The sequence below is a fragment of the Chloroflexota bacterium genome (assembly GCA_034717495.1).
Lineage (GTDB): Bacteria > Chloroflexota > Anaerolineae > JAAEKA01 > JAAEKA01 > JAYELL01.
In genome coordinates, this window is sequence record JAYELL010000022.1 from 1 (window position 1) to 4,942 (window position 4,942).

Genomic DNA, 4,942 nt, shown 5'->3' on the forward strand with positions numbered 1-4,942 from the left:
CGACACGGAGACGGAGGGACGCGGGGACGCGGCGGCGGAGGGAGGGGGCGACACGGAGACACGGAGACGCGGCGGTGTGGAGATGGAGGGACGCGGGGACGCGGAGACGCGGAGACGTGGGGAGGCGGAGGGTGTGGTGGCGTTCTTACAGGTCTACCAGCCGCCGCCCGAGGACAACATCTTGTCGATCGCCGTCACGCCCACCACTGTTACGCTGACCTTTCGCGGCATCGAATACAGCGGCCCAAACCGGATTCGCAGTCAGGAGTTGCTGGAGGCCGCCTCCGATGAACGAGATTACGGTGAGCTGCTTTTCCAGGGCATCATCCACAGTGGGCGCAGCGCAGGAGGGTTGAGCAATCGCACTACCAGGGATGGTTACGCAGTAGCCAGCAATATGGTGGCCGAGGGAAACCTGCGCATCGAACTGCGTCTCGACGCCAATGATGTGGCACTGCACAGGCATCGATGGGAGTTCCTGAAGGACGATCAGGCGCAGAAACCGCTGGCCGTTCAGGCACGCTATCCCTTCTATCGTTATCAGCCCGGACCATCAAGGGATCTCAAGTTGCGGACTGACCAACTGGGCGTGCTGGTCGCCATCTGCAACCCGACCACGCTGGAGCAACCTGGCAACAAGCTGATGGCGAACCTGAAGAGACTGACCATCAAGGACCATGTGGATGCCATCGAGACGGGCCTGGCCAGATTACAGGACAATGGCTCGGGCAGATACCAGATTATCAACCGGGAATCCGGCATGCCGGCGTCTCTCAAAAACATCCACCGCCTTCTGAAAGAGGGCGACGGCCATGGCTCCGACTACCATGTGCTGCACCTGCTCTGCCATGGGCTGTTCATTCCCCCGCTACACGGCGACTATTATCTGGTCATGGAGGCCGAAGATGGCCGCCACGAGTTTGTCTCGGCCAGTCAGTTCCAAACGCTCATGAGTGAAACCCACCTGCGTCTTGTGGTGCTCGAGGCCTGCGTCAGCGCCGTTACCCACAGTTCTGACACCCTTCGCGGCCTGGGACCCGCATTAGTGCGCGAGGGAATCCCGGCTGTCATAGCAATGCAGGACAACCTGCCCATCCCCACCGCCAGACGTTTTTCCCAGTATTTCTATGACGACCTGGCACGCAGCGGGCAGGTCGACATGGCCCTGGCCAATACCCGCCTCTCCCTCTACAGCGACGCCTGGGTAACGGAGGGCATGGCGGGCGACTGGGGCATCCCGGCCCTGTTCATGAGCACGCGCGATGGCAAGCTATTCGACCTCGACGTTGCCCAGGTCGACCAGTCGCTTCCACAGCTGGATCGGGAGGGCACGGCCATTCCCATGACAGCCGGGTACCCGGAGAGACCTCGCCGCGCCGTAACACTGGAAAGCGCGCCCGCCCTCGACAGTCCAAGCTTTTTGATGAGCAATCTCTCACCGTCGCTCCAGGTTGGTCTGGCAAGCCAACTGGCGGCAGCGGCGCGCGAGCAACCATCGCAGCCGCTGGATAGTCAGGCCCCGATTCAAAGACGGGATCTTCTCGGCAGGTTGGACCTCGACGCGCGGATAACGGCGCAAGGCGCAGCAGGGCTGGCCGGGTTCGTCAGTGGAAAAGGGCAAACCGTCGATCCGCGATCACCCCAGCTGGAGTTGCCACCGGTGATATTCTCCCAGATCGCAGCCGCAATCAACACCGGCAAGCATATCATTCTCATCGGGCCGCCCGGTACCGGCAAAACCTCCCTGGCCAAGGCCATCGCCGATTTCGCCGGCGACCAGGGGTTTTGTACCGGTACGACCTACACCACCGCCACGGCCGATTGGACTACCTTTGACACCGTGGGTGGTTATGTTCCTGCCGCCGATCAGACTCTCCGCTTTCGCGCCGGAAGCTTTCTCGAGGCCATTCGCGAGGGCCGCTGGCTGATCATAGACGAGATCAACCGAGCCGAAATCGACAAGGCCTTCGGCGAACTGTTCACCGTCCTTTCCGGTCAACAGATCGATCTTCCCTATAAGATTGATGGCCAGTCCATCCGGGTGCTGCCCCCCTTATCCAATGCCTCGCAGCAATGGATTCCCCAGGGCGCACAATCGGGTTATGATTACGTGGTCCACCCCAATTGGCGCATCGTGGGCACCATGAATGTCTACGACAAATCCTCACTTTTCAACATGTCCCTTGCCTTCATGCGACGATTTGCCTTCATCGACGTCGACCTGCCTGCCGATAACCTCTACACGACTCTGCGCAACAACTGGATCAACCGGCAAGGCTCCGACGGGATAATCTTTGAAGAAACCCACGCCGCCGATCTCCAGCTTCTTTTTGATTCGTTGTTGAACCGCGAAAACGTCGAAATGCCCAACGTGTTGATGGGCAGGCGAGAGCTGGGCCCTGCCATCGTCCAGGACATGATCCAATATATCCGCGACCGCTACCGGGATCGCGATGCCGCAACGGAAGATATGCTGGCCCTGGCAGCCGAAGCCTGCCTGCTCTACGCCGTACCCCAACTTGACGGCCTGGATCACAAAGGCATCTGTGCCATCTACCAGGAGCTAAAGGAGCGATTCGGCGAATCGGCTGAAAGCAAAGGGATTCTCGGCAGAATCAAGGCGTTGTACCCCTATATCCCGGAGGAAGATTGGGACGCATCGAGTTAGCAGCGCCGCCCATTCACTGAGTGACTATCCGAAATACCCATGGACTCATTCCCAGTCGTGCCCCTGGAAGCCGCAGTGCTGAACCGCCTGCTGCGGCTTACCCTGGATAAGGATCGCCCCCCGGCCTGGCGTCATCTGCAGGACTCCGGGCTGCTCTTTTCGGTCGCTGCGACCTACTTTCTGCTCCATGTCGAACCGCGGCACGATGTAGAGAGATTCACCGTCTATACGTTGGGACGTCTTCTGAATCACCTGAATAGACGAACGGAGCAACATCAGTTAGAATACCGGGGACAGATCCGCGGAAGGATCGCCTGGTCTGCAACCATCAAGGCCCGTTATGCCGACAGCTACGACCCCTCCCGCTATGTCTGCCGGGAGGTGCGTCACCAGTACGACACCCCGGAGAATCAGCTGGCCAAGAGCCTTGCCGAACAGATCGACAGGTGCCTCAGAGCAGTGCCCGCCGCGCTGCGCCAGGGTGTCTGTTACTTTGCCCACAGCGACCGGCACCGTCCCGTTCGCACCGCAGTGCGGCTGGGAAACATGCAGCCGGCCCTGGATCGCTTTCGCCGCAACGTGGTCATGCGAGGCGTTTCAATACCAGCCCAGATCACCGAGGAACATCTCGAACGAGCCCGCAATTCCAAGCTGCAGGAGTACCGGACCGTGGCGACCATCCATGACCACTACACGAAAACCATACTGGAAATCAGTCCTGCCCGGATAACGGCGATCGGCAGACAGGTTCTTCCCTTGCCGGGCCATCTGGATCCGCAAGCCCTGATTTGGATCGAGCTCGCCGCCGACATCCTGAGGGGACGGGAGATAAAGCTGTAATTCCTTCCGGCCACCGGCAGGGCAGATCAATGGCTGTTTGAAAAGCAGTCGAACTCTCCCCAGGCCGCTCGAAAGCTGCAATCCAGGCCTGGAAGCCCGCCTGATGCCGCGAAGCATACTTCGAAGACCCAACAAGCCCATGGACAAGACTTTTCAAACAGTTTTTTGAGGAGGCGCTTTATGCCGCACAAATACGGCTTCCACGTCAATCGGACCTCCGATGAGGTGTTTGACGCCATCAAACGCATAAAACCACCCACGATAAAAACCCTGGACCACGACGTCGGGTTCTGGCTGAGCGTACGCGACATCCACCCCGATCTGTTTCTTATCGGCCGGGAGTACGTGTCGCAGGAGGAACAGCGCTCCTTTGCCGAGGCCCCGGCTGAGCGTGGCACCAGCTTCGCGCGACGAATCGTGAAGTTGGAAGCCAACAGGACAACCTTCGCCGGACGTCCCCTCTTCAACGCCTGGGAATCCTACAACGAGGCGCTATCAGAAACAGACAGCGCTGATCTAAAGCGTCGCTATGACGAATTCCAGGTTGCCTTTGCTGATCCCATAAGAGAGGCGGGCATGGAACCTGTCGCCATGAACTTTGCCACCGGCAACATGCTGGGCCACGATTTTCTGGAATTCTTTCCCGCTACCCTGGAGACATATACCTATCTGGGCTTCCATGAGTATGATTGGCCCGATCTCTGGCGTTTACACGAGGAAAACATCAGGGAAAAAGACGAAGGAGGCATGTGGCTCACACTGCGATACCGTCGTATCATGGTTGATGTTCGCAAAGTCTATGGCGACAAACACATCGTGCTGATTACCGAATGCGGCTTGACGCAAGGGGTCACCGGTGGCCCCGACGTGGGACCCTGGCACTCCAGCTCCCCGATATCGGAACAGAGATATTGGGATTCGCTGATTTGGTACAACAATGAACTGCTGAAGGATGATTACGTCAAGGCTGCATTGCTCTTTGTTGTAGGCGCAGTAGCTCCCTGGCAGAGTTTTGAACACCTGGGAGGAATCATCGACCGGCTGGAACTGCTTGCCCCCTTCGTGCCGGACGAACCTGAGCCCATGCCTGAACCAGAACCCACCCCAGCGGAACCTCTGCCTGAACTCGAGCCTGAACCACTTGAGCCCCAACCGGAGCCAGATGCTGAAGCCAGTCTCAACCAGGCGCTATTGGCCACAGCGGCGGCGATTCCGTTGTTTCAGTACAACCCCAAAGCTACGCTTCAGAAGCGCATCCTTGTGGACGGATTCGTGCCGATTTCCATGCAATTTGATGTCGACTTCGACGACGTGAACTACCTGGCTCAAGCTGCCGAGCATCTCGCTACAGGAGTAAGACGGCTGTACTACCTGCCCGCAGAAACCGGCTCTGAAGTGACGTTCCTCGATTGGAAGTAGATTTATGTCAATATG

Annotated in this window: 3 protein-coding genes; all 3 read left to right on the forward strand. The window is 58.6% G+C overall.

Annotated elements, in window-relative coordinates:
- A partial coding sequence (locus U9R25_04585) for a CHAT domain-containing protein (GenBank protein MEA3335163.1) occupies window positions 1-2,668 on the forward strand: 2,668 nt, incomplete at its 5' end.
- Window positions 2,669-2,707: 39 nt separating this feature from the next.
- Window positions 2,708-3,508, forward strand: coding sequence for a hypothetical protein (locus U9R25_04590; protein ID MEA3335164.1), 801 nt, complete (start codon window positions 2,708-2,710; stop codon window positions 3,506-3,508).
- A gap of 180 nt (window positions 3,509-3,688) precedes the next feature.
- Entirely contained in the window at window positions 3,689-4,927 is a 1,239-nt protein-coding gene (locus tag U9R25_04595; GenBank protein ID MEA3335165.1) for a hypothetical protein, read from the forward strand.
- Window positions 4,928-4,942 lie beyond the last annotated feature (15 nt).